This window comes from Nostoc sp., from assembly GCF_036917935.1.
GTDB lineage: Bacteria > Cyanobacteriota > Cyanobacteriia > Cyanobacteriales > Nostocaceae > Nostoc.
Map to the genome: position 1 here is coordinate 77795 of NZ_JBALEL010000067.1, position 14939 is coordinate 92733.

At 43.3% G+C, this 14939-nt stretch carries 14 protein-coding genes; 10 read left to right on the forward strand and 4 right to left on the reverse strand.

What is annotated here, in order from left to right:
- Window positions 1-308: 308 nt before the first annotated feature.
- From lpxC to V7K62_RS29560, 5 genes are all read left to right on the forward strand, one after another.
- Window positions 309-1175, forward strand: a complete 867-nt coding sequence (lpxC, locus tag V7K62_RS29540) for a UDP-3-O-acyl-N-acetylglucosamine deacetylase (protein ID WP_334870491.1) — start codon at window positions 309-311, stop codon at window positions 1173-1175.
- A gap of 66 nt (window positions 1176-1241) precedes the next feature.
- On the forward strand, window positions 1242-1772 hold the full coding sequence (gene fabZ, locus V7K62_RS29545) for a 3-hydroxyacyl-ACP dehydratase FabZ (RefSeq protein ID WP_334870493.1): 531 nt from the start codon (window positions 1242-1244) through the stop codon (window positions 1770-1772).
- A gap of 312 nt (window positions 1773-2084) precedes the next feature.
- Entirely contained in the window at window positions 2085-2903 is an 819-nt protein-coding gene (gene lpxA, locus V7K62_RS29550) for an acyl-ACP--UDP-N-acetylglucosamine O-acyltransferase (RefSeq protein WP_334870521.1), read from the forward strand.
- Between the two features lie 233 nt (window positions 2904-3136).
- A complete protein-coding gene (gene lpxB / locus V7K62_RS29555) occupies window positions 3137-4306 on the forward strand; it encodes a lipid-A-disaccharide synthase (protein ID WP_334870495.1) in 1170 nt (389 codons plus the stop codon).
- An 82-nt stretch (window positions 4307-4388) separates the two neighbouring features.
- Window positions 4389-5642, forward strand: a complete 1254-nt coding sequence (locus V7K62_RS29560) for a DNA cytosine methyltransferase (protein ID WP_442937352.1) — start codon at window positions 4389-4391, stop codon at window positions 5640-5642.
- Window positions 5643-5887: 245 nt separating this feature from the next.
- Here V7K62_RS29560 and V7K62_RS29565 read toward each other — a convergent pair whose 3' ends face one another.
- The 3 genes from V7K62_RS29565 to V7K62_RS29575 all read right to left on the reverse strand — a co-directional run bounded on the left by V7K62_RS29565 (window position 5888) and on the right by V7K62_RS29575 (window position 8003).
- Entirely contained in the window at window positions 5888-6070 is a 183-nt protein-coding gene (locus V7K62_RS29565) for a hypothetical protein (protein ID WP_334870499.1), read from the reverse strand.
- 65 nt (window positions 6071-6135) lie between these two features.
- Window positions 6136-7302, reverse strand: a complete 1167-nt coding sequence (locus tag V7K62_RS29570; RefSeq protein ID WP_334870500.1) for a hypothetical protein — start codon at window positions 7300-7302, stop codon at window positions 6136-6138.
- A 185-nt stretch (window positions 7303-7487) separates the two neighbouring features.
- Window positions 7488-8003, reverse strand: coding sequence for a hypothetical protein (locus V7K62_RS29575; RefSeq protein ID WP_334870501.1), 516 nt, complete (start codon window positions 8001-8003; stop codon window positions 7488-7490).
- Window positions 8004-8246: 243 nt separating this feature from the next.
- On the opposite strand from V7K62_RS29575, the gene nfi reads away from it, so the two are divergent.
- The 4 genes from nfi to V7K62_RS29595 all read left to right on the forward strand — a co-directional run bounded on the left by nfi (window position 8247) and on the right by V7K62_RS29595 (window position 12091).
- A complete protein-coding gene (gene nfi / locus V7K62_RS29580; protein WP_334870503.1) occupies window positions 8247-8912 on the forward strand; it encodes a deoxyribonuclease V in 666 nt (221 codons plus the stop codon).
- A gap of 111 nt (window positions 8913-9023) precedes the next feature.
- Entirely contained in the window at window positions 9024-9572 is a 549-nt protein-coding gene (locus tag V7K62_RS29585; RefSeq protein WP_334870505.1) for an FHA domain-containing protein, read from the forward strand.
- Window positions 9573-9712: 140 nt separating this feature from the next.
- Complete coding sequence (locus V7K62_RS29590; RefSeq protein ID WP_334870507.1) at window positions 9713-11668, forward strand: FHA domain-containing protein; 1956 nt, start codon at window positions 9713-9715, stop codon at window positions 11666-11668.
- 105 nt (window positions 11669-11773) lie between these two features.
- Complete coding sequence (locus V7K62_RS29595; RefSeq protein ID WP_334870509.1) at window positions 11774-12091, forward strand: hypothetical protein; 318 nt, start codon at window positions 11774-11776, stop codon at window positions 12089-12091.
- A 255-nt stretch (window positions 12092-12346) separates the two neighbouring features.
- Here the strand turns inward: V7K62_RS29595 and V7K62_RS29600 are convergent, their stop codons facing one another.
- A complete protein-coding gene (locus V7K62_RS29600) occupies window positions 12347-12607 on the reverse strand; it encodes a hypothetical protein (protein ID WP_334870511.1) in 261 nt (86 codons plus the stop codon).
- Window positions 12608-12741: 134 nt separating this feature from the next.
- Between V7K62_RS29600 and V7K62_RS29605 the strand changes: the two genes are divergently transcribed.
- The coding region (locus tag V7K62_RS29605; protein WP_334870513.1) for a tetratricopeptide repeat protein at window positions 12742-14939 on the forward strand (2198 nt) is incomplete at its 3' end.

Sequence of the window (14939 nt, forward strand, 5' to 3'; positions counted from 1 at the left end):
ATTGAGATGAGTTCCTAGTAAGGGCTACCCCTGCGGGAACGCTTCGCGAACAGCCCTCAAATTAGGACTAAAGTCCTTACTACAAACCTTGAATTATTCACGCTGCTCTACTTAGTCATTAGTGAATCACAAAGGACAACTGACAAAGGACAAATGACAATTAACTTTTTTGGATTAGCTTGCTAATTTTTACATTTACCTCAATACTGTTCCGATAAAGGGATTAATGACATTTTTCAGGGAATATCAGGGATTTTACCAAAACAGACGATGAATAATACTAAAGGAAATATATTGACTTTTCGGTTATGCAGCAACACACTCTAGCAGCCCAAATCACTCAAACAGGGGTGGGACTGCATAGCGGTGTGAGTACCCAGGTGCGGATATTACCAGCCGAGGCGGGAAGTGGACGCTACTTTGTGCGGGTAGATTTACCGGATTTGCCGATCATTCTAGCCCAAGTTGCGGCAGTTAGTCACACTGTTCTCTCAACTCAGTTGGGTAAGGGTGAGGTATATGTTCGCACGGTAGAGCATTTGTTGGCAGCACTTTCGAGTCTGGGCGTGGATAATGCCCGGATTGAAATAGATGGACCAGAAGTCCCACTTTTAGATGGTTCAGCAAGTGTGTGGACAGCCAATATTGCCCAAGTTGGCTTAGTCTCACAACCCGTTAACAACCAAGTTCCCTTGCCTATTACAGAACCCTTATGGGTCTATGAAGGGGATGCCTTTGTATGTGCCCTCCCAGCAGCAGAAACCCGCTTTAGTTACGGTATTGATTTTGACCTGCCCGCCATTGGTAATCAATGGCATAGTTGGTCACTAACTGCTGAACAAGCAAAAGCTTCTGCTAGCTTTGCGGCGGAAATTGCTCCTGCCCGTACTTTTGGGTTACTGCATCAAATTGAACACTTACAAAAAACAGGGTTAATTAAAGGTGGCAGTTTGGATAATGCACTCGTTTGTGGGCCTGAAGGCTGGCTAAATCCACCATTGAGATTTGCAAATGAGCCAGTCCGTCATAAAATCTTGGATTTAGTAGGAGATTTGAGTTTACTAGGAACTTTTCCTCGTGCTCATTTTTTAGCGTATAAAGCCAGTCATAATTTACACATTCAACTGGCTCAGAGAATTTTAGATTTGGGATTAGAACTAAAGCCTGAAATCTAGGATTATTAAGCTTTGGATATACGTCTGCCTACTCAACTTTCAGATGACAAATTAACTACACGGCCAATGTCAATCCTCACTGAAGTGAATACCATCGATACGACTACACCTACATCTACTGAACTACAGGCTATAAATGAGACTACAATCAGTTCTGAGATTAAAACAACTTTCGCAACTGAAGAAATTCAGAAATTGCTACCCCACCGCTACCCATTTTTACTGGTAGACAAAATAATTGACTACGTTCCAGGTAAAAGAGCTGTTGGGGTTAAAAATGTCACTATCAACGAACCCCATTTTCAAGGACATTTCCCTGGGCGTCCACTGATGCCAGGGGTGCTAATAGTCGAAGCAATGGCACAAGTTGGGGGCATTGTCTTAACTCAAATGTCTTCGGTAAAAGGCGGGCTGTTCGTCTTTGCTGGTATCGATAAAGTTCGCTTTCGCCGCCAGGTCGTACCGGGAGATCAACTAGTAATGACGGTGGAACTGTTATGGGTAAAACAACGTCGTTTCGGTAAGATGCAAGGTCGTGCCGAAGTTGATGGTCAACTTGCTTGTGAAGGGGAATTAATGTTTTCTTTAGTTAGCTAAAAGTTTGCTTTCGTGGTATGGGCATAGCCGTGAAATGCCCCTACTGAATCCTGAAAAAGGATAACAGTTAAAAAAAATCCACAACAGCATCTGATAATTTCTTGATTTTCGACGCCCTCTCTACGAGACGCACTCACAAACACACTTAACTTGCTTTGCCCGACACTTTCGTTCACTGAAATACTTCACGCTCAACAACGCCAGTCGCCTCAATGGGACGGTAGTTGGTACAACTCTCTTAACCAGAGTAATGCCCTGCCTCAGAAACCCCGCCTGGCGCTGGATTATCAAGACAGTTCTGGAGATTCACCCTTGAAAACGCTAATTCATCCAACTGCTGTAATTCATCCGAAATCGGAACTCCACCATACAGTGCAAGTCGGTGCCTATGCTGTGATTGGAGCGCATGTCAAAGTGGGCCCTGAAACAATAATCGGCGCTCATGCAGTGCTAGAGGGGCCTTGTGAAATTGGGGCGCAAAATCAGATTTTTACAGGTGCAGCCATCGGCATGGAACCCCAGGATCTCAAGTTTGTGGGAGAGCCAACCTGGGTCAAAATTGGTGATAACAATTTGATTCGTGAGTACGTTACCATTAACCGCGCTACCGGTGCTGGTGAAGCGACGGTAATTGGTGACGGCAATCTTTTGATGGCTTATGTCCATGTGGCTCATAACTGCGTGATTGAAGACCAAGTAGTGATTGCTAACTCTGTGGCGTTGGCTGGTCATGTGTATATAGAGTCACGCGCTAGGCTCAGTGGGGTTTTAGGTGTCCATCAATTTGTGCATATTGGTAGACAAGCAATGGTGGGAGGTATGGCACGTATTGACCGGGATGTGGCCCCATATATGCTGGTGGAGGGAAATCCGGCGCGGGTGCGAACCCTCAACCTTGTAGGACTCAAACGGTCTGGTATGGATTCAGCAGATTTGCTTATGCTGAAAAAAGCCTTCCGCATTCTCTACCGTTCTGATTTGTCTTTTAAGGATGCTTTGGAACAGTTGGAATTGTTAGGGGATAGCGAAGAATTGCAGCATCTGCGACGCTTCCTGCTACTTTCTCAGATGCCTGGAAGACGTGGCTTGATTCCCGGTAAGAGGAAAAAAGCCGCAAGTGATGAATCGTGAGATGTGAGATATATGATGTCTGTGGATTTACCCATAATCAAAGCACCCCACCCCCAACCCCTCCCCGCTCTTCGAGAGGGGAGCAAAAGCGTAGCTGGCGGGGTGGGGTTATGAGGAATTGTGGTTAATTGCCCAGACATCATAAATTTATGAGTTATGAGTTGATGAATTAAATTTTGAACTTCTCACTCTTAACTCCTCACTCCTAATTTTTACTAATTACCAATTATCAAATGCGGATATTTATCAGCACTGGCGAAGTATCTGGCGATTTACAAGGGTCGCTGCTAATTTCAGCGCTGAAGCGTCAAGCTATGGCGATTGGGTTGGAATTAGAGATTGTGGCGCTGGGTGGCGAAAAAATGGTAGAGGCTGGGGCAATTTTGCTGGGAAATACCAGTAGTATTGGCTCAATGGGTATTCTAGAAGGGTTGCCTTATGTTTTACCGACTCTTCAGGTGCAACGTCAGGCGATCGCTTCTCTAAAGCAAAATCCACCTGACTTGGTGGTGCTGATCGATTACATGACTCCCAATCTGGAAATTGGGACTTATATGAAACAGTATCTGCCAGATGTACCTGTGGTGTATTACATTGCTCCCCAAGAGTGGGCTTGGTCAATAAGTTTACGGAGAACTAACCGGATTGTTGGTTTTACAGATAAGCTGTTGGCAATCTTTCCACAAGAAGCCCGCTACTTTCAGGAGAAAGGCGCAAAAGTTATTTGGGTAGGGCATCCTTTGGTTGACCGAATGCAAGATGCTCCCAGTAGGGAAACAGCGCGTGCAACACTGGGGATTGCTCCAGAAGAGATTGCGATCGCACTCCTCCCCGCCTCTCGCCACCAAGAACTAAAATATCTTTTACCAATTATTTTTCAAGCTGCCCAAACTATTCAAGCTAAATTACCTGAAGTTCATTTTTGGATTCCCCTATCTTTGGAAGTCTATAGACAGCCAATTGAAAAGGCAGTTGAGCGTTACGGTTTGCGGGCGACAGTTCTATCAGGTCAACAAAAGGAAGTTTTTGCCGCAGCTGATTTAGGCATTAGTAAATCTGGTACTGTCAATCTAGAACTTGCTCTGTTAAATGTGCCACAGGTTGTAGTTTATCGCCTCAGTCGTCTGACTGCGTGGATAGCTCGGAAAATCCTCAAAGGTTCAATAACCTTCGCATCGCCACCTAATTTAGTCGTGATGAAGCCAATTGTGCCAGAATTTTTACAAGAGCAAGCCACAGCAGAGAATATTACCCAAGCAGCGATGGAACTGCTACTAAATCCCAGTCGCAGAGAGCAAACTTTGCTAGATTATCAAGAAATGCGGCGGAGTTTAGGAGAAGTTGGAGTGTGCGATCGCGCTGCTCAAGAAATTTTGCAAATGCTGCCGGGGAATGGGGACTAGGGACTAGGAACTAGGGAAATTTTGTATATTTAATACTCAATACCCAATACCCAATCCCTTTAGAGGTGTCATGGCTTATGAGATGAAAAAACAAAGAGCGATCGCAGTTGATTTATTTGCTGGCGCGGGCGGTATGACTCTTGGCTTTGAGCAAGCTGGTTTTGATGTGCTGGCGTCTGTGGAAATCGACCCGATCCACTGTGCAACACATGAGTTTAACTTCCCTTATTGCTCAGTGTTATGTAAAAGTGTTGTGGATACAACCGGGGAAGAAATTAGGAATCGGTCTAAGATTGGCGATCGCGAAATTGATGTAGTAATTTGTGGCTCACCATGTCAAGGCTTTTCCCTAATTGGTAAACGGATTGTTGATGATCCCCGAAACTCTTTAGTTTTTCACTTTCATCGGTTGGTTTTTGAGCTAAAACCAAAATTTTTTGTGATGGAAAATGTCCGGGGGATCACAGTTGGCGAACACAAACAAATCCTCCAAACCTTAATTAGCGAATTTAAAATTTATGGCTATAAAGTAGAAGAAAATTACCAAGTTATCAACGCTGCAAATTACGGAGTACCACAGTCCCGTGAGAGATTATTTCTCATAGGTGCAAGGGAGGATCTAGAGTTACCGAAATATCCTCAGCCGATTACTAAACGAGCATTACCAAATAATTTAACTTCTAAAAAAATATCTGATATTCCATTGAGTCCTACAGTATGGGATGCAATTGGAGATTTACCTGAAATAGAAAAATATCCTGAGTTATTAACAAGAAATTGGGTTGTAGCAGAATACGGAAAGCCGAGTAACTATGCTCTTGTACTTCGCGGGTTGAAATCCCTAGACGATGATTATTCTTACAAACGTGAATATGATTTGCGAATACTTTCTTCAAGTTTAAGAACAAAACATTCTGCGGAAACTATTAAACGTTTTCAGGAGACTCAACAAGGCGAGAGAGAAAAAATTAGTCGTTTTTATAAGCTGCATCCTGCTGGTGTCTGCAATACTTTAAGAGCCGGAACGGACAAGTATAGAGGTTCTTTTACATCTCCTAGACCGATTCATCCATCTACGCCCCGTTGTATTACAGTCAGAGAAGCGGCGAGATTGCATTCTTACCCCGATTGGTTTAGATTTCATGTAACCAAATGGCACGGATTTCGACAAGTAGGTAACTCTGTACCACCACTACTAGCAAAGGCTGTGGCGGCGGAAATTATTCGCAGTTTGCATATTTCGCCTTTGAAGCCAAGTTTGGGATACAAGTTGCCAGAGGAGAAGCTATTACAATTTAATATGTCGCAAGCGGCACAATATTATCAGTGTGATTAGTAAAAATACACTCTGTAATATGTGCAAGGTTGAGCTAAGTCCAGCTACGGAAGAATGTACTATTTTCCCAGATAAACGCCTTGAATAGCACCTAGAATTCCCATGCATCTCGTTCTTGGCGAATAAAGTTATCGGCTTCTTCCGGTGTGGCAAAACTGCCTCTAGCAGACCCGATAAAGCGGTTCTCGGTTGAATGAGGTACAAGAACCCCACCCCCAACCCCCTCCCCGCAAGCGAGGAGGGGGCTATGATGACCTTATGTGATTAGGAAACGCTATAAAGCTAGTTAGAAGCTTTTCAGAATGCTTTGGGGGTGGGTTCAGAAGTACTATCACATCGACAGTCGCACCTGCTGGAAGTTCTGGAGAACAGATTTCTACTACACCACCAGGTTTGACGATCGCCTTTTGCCTGAGTCCATTAAGCATGATAATTTCTCCTCATTAGTGTCGGAATATCGCACTACTTTTTCTAGTTTAGCGCTGAGGTGCGATTACTTATTACCAAGGGAATTTTTCTCAGCATAGTTGAGATTTCTATGATATTCTTTGATTTTTTGTTGAGCTACGACATAATTAGGGCTAGAAGATGGCACGGCTTTCATAAGTGCGATCGCAGCTTCCCACTCACTCACAACTGTCTTCCACTCATCTGGAGATTTTGCTGATTGAGTAAGGTTAGCTGCATTGATTGCTTTACTTACTGCTTCTCGGAATGTATCAGTTTTAAGTAATGCGGTCGGCGATTCTGAAATCACTGGTGAGGGTGTAAGTAATACAGATTTTGATGATGTTTGAATTTTAGAGGTTAGGGGAAGTATTTCTCCGAATTTTGAATAAAAGTATATTCCTACAGCAATTGAAAATATCAAAAAACTCAGCAGCAACTTTTTATTTAAATTACGATATTTATGTTGAGTCTTGATGATTGTAGTTTCTTCATCATTCGATAAAATATTTGATTTTATTTTGTGTAAACCCATTTCCCCGCGCAATTTATTGAGTTCCTTGTCTGTATTAAAATCAGTGTTGGATTTGCTTTGATCTGTTTTTTTTGTTTCTTTATTGCCAGAATAAGCAGATATTATTCGATATCTTACTAAATATTCAATTTGATAAATTAGTGCCCCAGCAGAAATATAGAATAGCCCAAATATTAATATTATATTATTATTGATATCTTGTATTTGTCTGTAGTATTCAACTGGTCTGGCGTAGCTAAAATTAAAGAACGGTAGGAAGATTGTAGAAAACAAAGCTGCTATCAGTGTAGAAATTGCAATTACAAGCCAAGCGTACAATCCTTCCCACCAACTCATTATTCCTGGTAATAATCCTTGTGTTCTACCTATTTCGGGTGCCTGAACTTCTGACATAAACCGACTAATAAGCAAGTGTAAGCAGTGATGAGTCAAAGAAATTATAGGAATTGGAGATAAGATTAACAGTATTGTAAATATAGCCAATAATTCTGGACTGCTTACAAAATATGCGATACGGTAGCCTACCTTTCCAGGATTCTTGAGTATAAATATAATAGCGCTCAAAAATAGATTCAAAACCAATGCTTTTAACCAAGAAGTAGGATAAGGAAACCATAAAGGCCAGTAAAACGTTTGTAGCATTTGCTTATAAACTTCCTGAGTCTTCGGCTGTTTCATAACCAATAAATCCAAAAAACTAAGATAATATCTTCTATCTCATGGTTCCCTATGCACAGGTAAAAACAACATTTTCAAAATCTTTCCAGCCCTATGTTTAAAATTTACACAAATTTATTAAAATTATTACAAAAGCCCCGATTTTAGGCTCTCTCTCTGCGCCTCTGCATGAGCCAAATTAAACACTAGCGTTCTTTGGTAATTACAGAGCTACCATTACTAATACTTACTTTTTGAATAAAAACGTTAGTACAAGATGATAAAATATCAGTACTTATTTGATTAGCAATAAATTCAAAATCTTTATTTGTTAATCCCCGTGCAGTATCGCCACTTAAGTTAATAGAAATAGTTAGGGTTTGAGGATTACTAGAAGACTGTTCATTAGCTACTGCTTCTACTTCAGCTATGCTCAAATCAAACTCTTTACTCCAAGCTGGAAACTCCTTACCCGTTTGTTGCCCGTAAACTTTCACTTTTTCAACAGATACAGCCCCTAAAGCGGTTAACCCTTTGCGGATAAATGCAACTAAAATTGGCTGATTTAGTACTTGGGCAGATTCTAATATTACCTCCAAACAAGCATCTTGGAAGGCAACTTTTGCAGTGATTCCTTTGGGGTGTAAGTGGCGGTTCATCAGAGATGCGATCGCCTGGGTATCTCCCTGTTTTGCAAGTTTTAGAATATTTGGCTGTGTCATAACCAGTAAAAGAGAAAATGTAGGAAAATAAACTTATATTCTCAGGATTCCCTTTTGACAGCCTTAAATAACATTATGATGCAAGATATCAGCTAACCTGGGCTAAAATGTCTAGTATAAAGATAGTCTTTCACAGACTTTTGCAAAAAATATATTTTTCCTGTATCAACATCAAAAAATCTTGTTTTTGTGCTTGCCAAATTAACAGGATTAAAATTAATCAGTTTAATTCCAATTTTCAATATGAAATTTTATCGAGATCATGCTTGGCCCTCGACCCTAGAAGAAGCCATAGTTATCCAAGAAACGCTGCAAGATCAAGTAATTACTGAAGATCAACTGCAAGAACCTATCCAGTATGTTGCTGGAGTAGATATGGGTTTTGAAGCTGATGGAACAATTAGCCGTGCAGCTGTCGCAGTCCTGAGTTTTCCTGATTTGCAAGTAATCGAGACAAGCCTAGCACATCGTCCTACTACCTTTCCTTATGTTCCTGGGTTCCTCTCATTTCGGGAAATTCCAGCTGTCCTCGATGCCCTGGAGAAGATTAAAACAACACCAAATATCATCTTGTGTGATGGTCAGGGAATTGCTCATCCCCGCAGATTAGGTATAGCTAGCCATTTAGGGTTACTTATAGATATGCCGACAATTGGTGTAGCTAAGTCCAGGTTGATAGGTAAGCACGAAGAATTGGCCCAAACCAAAGGCAGCACGCAACCACTCATATATAAGGGTGAAACGGTTGGGGCAGTTTTGCGATCGCGCACAGGAGTAAAACCTCTCTACATCTCCAGTGGTCATCGAATTAGTTTACCGACAGCGATTGACTATGTATTACGCTGCACGCCCAAATATCGACTGCCAGAAACTACACGCATCGCTGATAAATTAGCCTCAGCGAAATAAAGCTTGTTGAAGTTTTTTCTAAATACTTGCTTGCACCGACTCAATCGTGTTAGGAATCGCACAGAAAGATGTTGAAGTCGCTAACTAAATACGAGTTCGGAAGTTAGAACAATGAACGCACTAACTTTACAGTGGCACGATGCAGGTCAAGATAAAACTCAGAACATTTACGAACAACAGCCAAGTCAAAATCATGGCACTGTCCGCATCGGTCGCGACCCCCTCCGGTGCGACATTGTTCTGAGTCACCCTACTGTCTCTGGTCTGCACGTTGAAATATTTTTTCATCACCAGCAACAGCGCTTTTATATCAGGAATTTGCGATCGCAAAATCCCCCCGTTGTCGATGGACGGCAATTAGTCCAAGGTGAAATGCCTTTAACTGAGGGCACTAGTATCTCTTTGGGACAAATAAAACTCAATGTTACTGGCATTTCCACGGGTAGCATTCCAGCAACAATTTTGCTGCAACCCCATCCAGCAGTACATCTGGGACATCACTACCATCCATCAACACCCCCCGCACCACCGCCAGGAGTTTATGGCTTAGAATGCCCCAAATGTCATAAAGTTTCCCCAGGAGAGAATTTACAAATTGGCTGTCATTGGTGTGGGACATCTTTAGCTGCGGCTGTAAGTGTGTTGGTAGTAAGGAATTAAGGAGTGGGGAGAAATGCAATTCAAAATTCAAAATTGTTCGCGCAGCGTCTCGTAGAGAAGAAAAAGACTGGGGGAGATAAGGAAAAGAACCATACCCAATGCCCAATGCCCAATGCCCAATGCCCAATGCCCCATAACCAATGACTAATGAACAAATCCAATTAAGTTGGGAAGAACCAGCGACGGGAGAACGGCGAGAACCACTGTTGAGTATGCCGATCGCTTTTGGTCGAGAATTCGCTCGCTTACCGGCTGAACTCAGGGGAGTGCGCGTTTCTCGGATGCTGCTTAACAGTAACGAAGTTTCTCGCTACCATGCCCTAATTGACTGGGAACAAGACCATCTAGTGGTGATTGATCAAGGCAGCGTTAACGGTGTCTATGTCAATGGTCAACCACAAACACGCAGTGTCCTGCTTAATGGCGATACGTTGCAAATTGGCCCTTATGCGATCGCAGTGACATTTGGTGCTAGCGCCTCTGCACCAGATACCAGCCCCCCTTCAACGATTCATTTCAACGCAAATACCAATCGCCCAGACCCTAGCTTGCCTGTAGTTCAGCCGCTAACGCCCTTGGCAAGTAATTTCCCACCATTGGCGTTTCAGGCGGATAAAGTCGCGCTGCAAGCACTTCATGCTACGGGATTACCAGTAGATGAATCTGATTATCTCGCGATCGGGGCGGGATTGGGTAGCTTTTTATGGGCTGATTTGCTGCGAATTAGTGGTGTACGTGCTGACAAAATTGTAGCTTTGGGATTAGAGGCGGAACCCTATGCCCGTTACAAGCGCCTCTGTCTGAATTCGCAAATTCCCTTATATGAAAGACTGCGTTCTAATTCTGACTCTTGTCCTGATAATATTTGGGGCTGGCCTAGTTATGCCTTGCGAGAAGCTTGGGGAGACTTAGCCAAGGGACAGATGAAATCAGCATTTAAGTATTTGTGGCAAGTGTTTGCTGAACCAACATTTGCAGAAACTTATACTCCCCGTGCGGGTAACGTCTTTGATTCCATAGATAGGGAGACGAAGCGGATTGGCTGGAATCAAATTTATCGCTATGGGCGAGTTAGGGTAATTCGCAAAACTGATGATGGCAGATATTGCGTAGCCTATTCTCGCGCCCCAGGAAATTATGCTTTTTTAGTTACTCGTTATTTACATTTAGCTACTGGGTATCCAGCAATTCAGTTTCTGCCAGATTTGCAAGCTTATAGGGAAAAATATCAAGATTTTAAATCTGTTGTCAATGCTTATGAAGCCCACGATCATGTTTATGAGCAACTAGAGCAACATGGTGGTACCGTATTGATTCGGGGGCGCGGAATTGTGGCTTCGCGGATTTTGCAGCGGATTTATGAAGCTAGAAAGCGAAATCGGAATATTGCAGTTTTGCATTTAATGCGATCGCCTAAACCCCAAGGCAACAAATTTCAAAGAGCCACGCGCCTAGTCAAAAATCATTACGAATTTCAACCCTTTAACTGGCCTAAAGCCTGTTGGGGTGGCGAACTCCGGGCAATATTAGAAAAAGCCACCCCCGACGAACGCAAGCGTTTACTAGCAGACTGGGGCGGAACTACCACCGCCGACCGCCACGACTGGCAGCAAATTACTGCCCAAGGGATAAGCGAAGGCTGGTATCAAATTACCTTCGGTGAAGTGCTGGATGTAGAACGAGATGCCCAAAACCGGACTATTACCCATATCCGAGAGCAAAGCTTTGGGGAAATGAAATTGCTAGCTGACTTTATTGTTGATGCGACTGGACTGGATGCCAAGGTAGATACCAATCCCCTCTTAGCAGATTTGGTGAAGCATTACAACCTCCCAGTGAATCACCTGGGGCGATTGACTGTAGCGAACAATTTTGAATTGGTAGAAATGCGTAGTGATAGAGGTCAAATGTATGCTGCTGGGGCTATTACTTTAGGTGGCCCTTATGCAGCAGTTGATAGTTTCTTGGGCTTGCAATATGCGGCATTAGTCGCTGTTGATGGACTCGCCGCCGCCCGTGCTACTGGAGTCCAGAGGTTAAATGTTGTAAGTTCCTTTGGGCAGTGGTTGAAGTGGGTGTTAAATCAGTCACCTTAGTATTAGGAGGCAGGATAAATACAGTATTTACCTGGCTGTTTTGAGTAGCAAACTTAAAATTTGAGGTTCAAAGGTGCAACGTTGATGCTCAGAGGTTCAACGTTGATGTTCAGAGGTTCAACGATGATGCTCAGAGGTTCAACGATGATGCTCAGAGGTTCAACGATGATGCTCAGAGGTTCAACGATGATGCTCAGAGGTTTAACGATGATGCTCAGAGGTTCAACGATGATGCTCAGAGGTTTAACGATGATGCTCAGAGGTTCAACGATGATGCTCAGAGGTTTAACGATGATGCTCAGAGGTTTAACGATGATGCTCAGAGGTTCAACGATGATGCTCAGAGGTTCAACGATGATGCTCAGAGGTTTAATTGGCGATGTCTACGACGGGCTACGCCTACGCAGAACTCTTGCATTCTGATATGGTGAATTAAATCGGCGGTTAGAAACCAATACACTTCGGTTAAGATCCCCCCGCCTCCGGCGACCCCCTTAAAAAGGGGGTAAATAGAGATATTAGCCCCCCTTTTTAAGGGGGGTTGGGGGGATCTCCGAACACTAAATATCACTAACTCAAGCGTATTGGGTTAGCTGCGTAGGTTGGGTTGAGGAACGAAACCCAACATTTCCGGGGCTTTGTTGGGTTGCGCTTTGCTTAACCCAACCTACAATTTTTCTACTTCTTTTTTTCCCTTGTCGAGCTTACCATTACAGGCACTAAAGTTTTAACTAAAGCCGTAATCGCCACAATCACAGAAGCAATTCCCGCAATCGATACTGAAGTTAAAATTGCCGCCGCGAGGATGATTTCACCGGGACTGTCCCCGTTTCGCATCCAAGTAGATGGATTCTCTACCGATGTTGGCGAGGCGGGGATTAATTGCGAAGTTTGGGTGATTTGATTGGAGTTTACAGGAGTTGTTAAGGCAGTTTTCATGGCTAAACCTCTTCTAAATGTTTCTATGCAAATCGTATTTCTGCCAGAAGAAGAGGAGATTCCCTAGAAGTGGAGACAAAGTAGAGAGAAAGTAGAAATTAAGTAGAATCGAGAAGAAATCTCACAAGCTGTCTATGCTATCGGCTGATTTTTTAGCCAATGAAGCTGCTACCCATAGTTTATCCCCAGAGCAAACGGAAGCTTTTGTAGAGTGTTTGAAGTCTGAAAATTCAAGGAAGAGTGGAGCAAAACTTGCCAGGGAATTAAACATTGGTGCGTCTGCTTTCAGAAAGCGGATGACTGAGGTTTATGACAAGTTCGCCAAGAGTTGTCCTGAATTAGCCACTTCTGAAAGCCGGGGTAAGCTGGAAAAGTTACGGGCTTGTTTGACAAACAAATATAATGGCGGGCAAGATGCCCACCCCACAATTAAAGAAATTCATCAAAATATTCCCCTTCGTGTCCCATTTGAAAAATTTGTGGGACGTGAGGCGGAATTAGAAAAACTGCACCAGCAATTACAAACATCTCGGCAAGTTGAGATTGTAGCTGTGGCGGGTATGGGTGGAGTCGGCAAAACTGAACTTGCTACCCAATACGCCAAACAGCATTTGCAGAATTATCAAGGTGGGGTTTGCTGGTTATCTGCACAGGGTATTGATGTCGGAATCCAGATTCTCAGATTTGCGGAATTGAAATTTAAACTCATTGCACCTGACGATTGGGAATTAGCAGATAGGCTGAAATACTGCTGGCAGAATTGGCAACAAGGTGAAGTGCTGCTGGTGTTTGATGATGTCACCGACTACAAAAAACAGGTTCAGCCTTATCTACCCCCAGAATCACCCCGGTTTAAAGTATTGCTGACAACGCGCGAGGAATTTGATAGAACTTTGGCGCAATTACCTTTGGGTGTTCTCAAACCATTGGCGGCGATGAAATTATTAAAATCGCTGGTTGATAGAGAACGACTTAAAAGCGAACCTTGGGTTGCGAGAGAAATTTGTAAATCCTTGGGATATTTGCCTTTGGCGTTAGAGTTAGTGGGGCGATATCTGGATACAATGCCAGATTTATCTCTGGAGACACTGCTGAAGCGGCTACAAAAAAAGCGACTGGAACACGAAGCAATAGCCAAGGCTAACCCATTGATGCGTTATGAATATGGTGTGGCTGAAGCTTTTGCATTGAGTTGGGAACAGTTGGATGAAAATGCACAAAGTTTAGCCTGTTGGCTGAGTTTGTATGCCTTGGCTGATATTCCTTTTTCTGTTGAGTGGATAAAAGATGACGATGAACAAGAACTCTGGGATAAAGCTATAGCTGAGTTAGGGAAACTGCATTTAGTACAATGGCAAAGTAAAGGAATTTATCGTCTACATCCACTAATTCGGCAATTTTTCCAAATGAAGTTGGATGAGTCAAGTGAGGCGGATGAAGTAAAAACCGCTTTTGCAGCGCAGATGGTAGAGGTAGCAAAGCAAATTCCTCAACAGCCTAACCGTGAAGATATTTTAAACCTCACTCCCTTTATCTCCCACATTGCAGAAATTGCAACCCACTTATCCCAATATCTCAGCGACGAAGATTTAACTTGGCCTTTCACAGGCTTAGGCTGGTTTTATAAAGGTCAAGGACTTTATCAGCAAGCAGAACCTTGGTACAAACTATGTGTAGAGGCAGCTGAAAATCGTCTTGGTTTAGAACATCCCTATGTCGCCACTAGCCTAAATAATCTCGCATTACTCTACGAATCTACAGGACGCTACAGCGAAGCTGAACCTCTGCATTTGCAAGCTTTGGAATTGAGAAAACGCTTACTGGGAGACAACCATCCTGATGTCGCCAATAGCTTGAATAATCTCGCATTACTTGACGAATCTACAGGACGCTACAGCGAAGCTGAACCCCTGCATTTGCAAGCTTTGGAACTGAGAAAACGCTTACTGGGAGACAACCATCCTGATGTCGCCAATAGCCTGAACAATCTCGCAGGACTCTACGAATCTACAGGACGCTACAGCGAAGCTGAACCTCTGCATTTGCAAGCTTTGGCACTGAGAAAACGCTTACTGGGAGACAACCATCCCGATGTCGCCGCTAGCCTGAACAATCTCGCAGGACTCTACGAATCTACAGGACGCTACAGCGAAGCCGAACCTTTGTATCAGCAAGCTTTGGCACTGAGAAAACGTTTACTGGGAGACAACCATCCGCATGTCGCCACTAGCCTGAATAATCTCGCAGGACTCTACGAATCTACAGGACGCTACAGCGAAGCCGAACCTTTGTATCAGCAAGCTTTGGCACTGAGAAAACGTTTACTGGGAGA

Bases quoted from the DNA above. Each gene is read 5' to 3' on its own strand.
- fabZ (WP_334870493.1), top strand. From the start codon at position 1,242: ATGTCAATCCTCACTGAAGTGAATACCATCGATACGACTACACCTACA.
- V7K62_RS29570 (WP_334870500.1), bottom strand. From the start codon at position 7,302: ATGAAACAGCCGAAGACTCAGGAAGTTTATAAGCAAATGCTACAAACG.
- V7K62_RS29575 (WP_334870501.1), bottom strand. From the start codon at position 8,003: ATGACACAGCCAAATATTCTAAAACTTGCAAAACAGGGAGATACCCAG.
- nfi (WP_334870503.1), top strand. From the start codon at position 8,247: ATGAAATTTTATCGAGATCATGCTTGGCCCTCGACCCTAGAAGAAGCC.
- V7K62_RS29565 (WP_334870499.1), bottom strand. From the start codon at position 6,070: ATGCTTAATGGACTCAGGCAAAAGGCGATCGTCAAACCTGGTGGTGTA.
- V7K62_RS29600 (WP_334870511.1), bottom strand. From the start codon at position 12,607: ATGAAAACTGCCTTAACAACTCCTGTAAACTCCAATCAAATCACCCAA.
- V7K62_RS29595 (WP_334870509.1), top strand. From the start codon at position 11,774: ATGTTCAGAGGTTCAACGATGATGCTCAGAGGTTCAACGATGATGCTC.
- V7K62_RS29560 (WP_442937352.1), top strand. From the start codon at position 4,389: ATGAAAAAACAAAGAGCGATCGCAGTTGATTTATTTGCTGGCGCGGGC.
- V7K62_RS29590 (WP_334870507.1), top strand. From the start codon at position 9,713: ATGACTAATGAACAAATCCAATTAAGTTGGGAAGAACCAGCGACGGGA.
- V7K62_RS29585 (WP_334870505.1), top strand. From the start codon at position 9,024: ATGAACGCACTAACTTTACAGTGGCACGATGCAGGTCAAGATAAAACT.
- lpxC (WP_334870491.1), top strand. From the start codon at position 309: ATGCAGCAACACACTCTAGCAGCCCAAATCACTCAAACAGGGGTGGGA.
- lpxB (WP_334870495.1), top strand. From the start codon at position 3,137: ATGCGGATATTTATCAGCACTGGCGAAGTATCTGGCGATTTACAAGGG.